The organism is Polaromonas sp. P1_G4 (assembly GCF_056405475.1).
The window spans coordinates 1-1,345 of the sequence record NZ_JBFUCA010000799.1 but is presented as its reverse complement, the minus strand read 5'-3'; the positions used below and the strand labels follow the sequence as shown (position 1 = coordinate 1,345).

Annotated in this window: 2 protein-coding genes; both read left to right on the top strand. The window is 59.1% G+C overall.

Annotated features, from left to right (window positions below; all coding sequences use genetic code 11):
• The coding region (locus AC1D1X_RS23465) for a substrate binding domain-containing protein (RefSeq protein WP_477699366.1) at nucleotides 1-443 on the top strand (443 nt) is incomplete at its 5' end.
• Nucleotides 444-825: 382 nt separating this feature from the next.
• Nucleotides 826-1,185: a DUF4148 domain-containing protein gene (locus AC1D1X_RS23460; protein ID WP_477670169.1), complete on the top strand. Its 360-nt coding sequence runs from the start codon at nucleotides 826-828 to the stop codon at nucleotides 1,183-1,185.
• Nucleotides 1,186-1,345 lie beyond the last annotated feature (160 nt).

Sequence of the window (1,345 nt, the reverse complement as noted above, 5' to 3'; positions counted from 1 at the left end):
CCGGTATTCTCTGCGCCTCGCCAGACTACCTGCGCCGCCACGGCACACCCGCACAACCTGAAGACCTGCCCCATCATCAATGCATGCGCATCAAGGCACAGGCCAACCGCCACCGCAGCTGGCGCCTGTTCAACCCGAAGGAAAACAATCGGGAAGTGGAGGTGCAAATCGAGCCCAGCATGCTGGTGAACCATTCGGACACGCTGATACGCGCCTGTGTGGACGGTGCGGGCATCATGAGCCAGTCCATCGACCTGGTGGCCAACCACCTCAACAGCGGCGCGCTGCAACGTATTTTGTCGCCCTGGACCACCGGCACCAACACGCTCTATGCAGCGCTGCCCAGCCGCAAATTCATTCCGGCACGCACCAGTGTGTTTCTGGAATTCATGACCGAGTACACGCGCGCTGTGATCAGGAAGATGGAAGCCCGGCAGGACTAAAACCTGCGCCGGGGCACGGCAAAAGCACTCACCCGGGCGGCCGGTGTGGAAAAGCGGGCTTGCGGCCCCACATAACAGTGGCAGCCTCCCTGGGTGCTGTCGTAGTTCATGGCATTTCACCCTTCGTAAAACACGCCTCACAAATCGCAAAGAAACGTGGGCGAATTTTTTGAACGCCAAAAAGTTCCAGGACTACACGCCGTTATTGTTCCGGTTTCGACAATTGAATGTTCTGCCAATACGCACTTGTGTATCTGCGCCGCGGAACAAGGTTTGATACATCGGTGAGCCACCTGTTCAAAACGCGACTCAGCGATGAAGGCCTCACGGGCACAACGCCCGTCCCGCCTGTTTTCACACTTGTTCTTAAAGGAAATTCACCATGAAATCGACGAAACTTGTTTCCGCATCCGTTCTTGCCCTTGCAGCGCTCGCCTCGGCGAACAGCTTTGCCCAGGACAGCAACTACCCCGGCAATGAAGTGAGCGCCGCCAGCACCTTGAGCCGCGCCGATGTCCGCGCAGAGTTGCTGCAATCACCGCGCGCGTCATACCAGGTCAACAGCGACAGCAGCTATCCTGGCACTGATGCCACCCCCGTTGCAGGTACCAAGACCCGCGCAGAAGTCCGCGCTGAACTGGAGCAGGCACAGCACGAAGGCTACAAGCTGAGCGTTGACAACTCCTACCCCAGCGACTTCAACGTACCTGCCGCACACGGCAGGGCAAATACTGCGGGTTAAGCAGCGCCGCCGCACCGCCAGCCGGCGTGTGCATCTCTCGTTAAACCGCATTGCGACGTCCAGGAAGCCTCCGGCTTTCTGGACGTTGGCCTGCGCGCAGCACCGTCCCTTCCTTCCCTGTTGTCCATCCTGGCGTTGCGTGAGGGACACGCAACAAGTC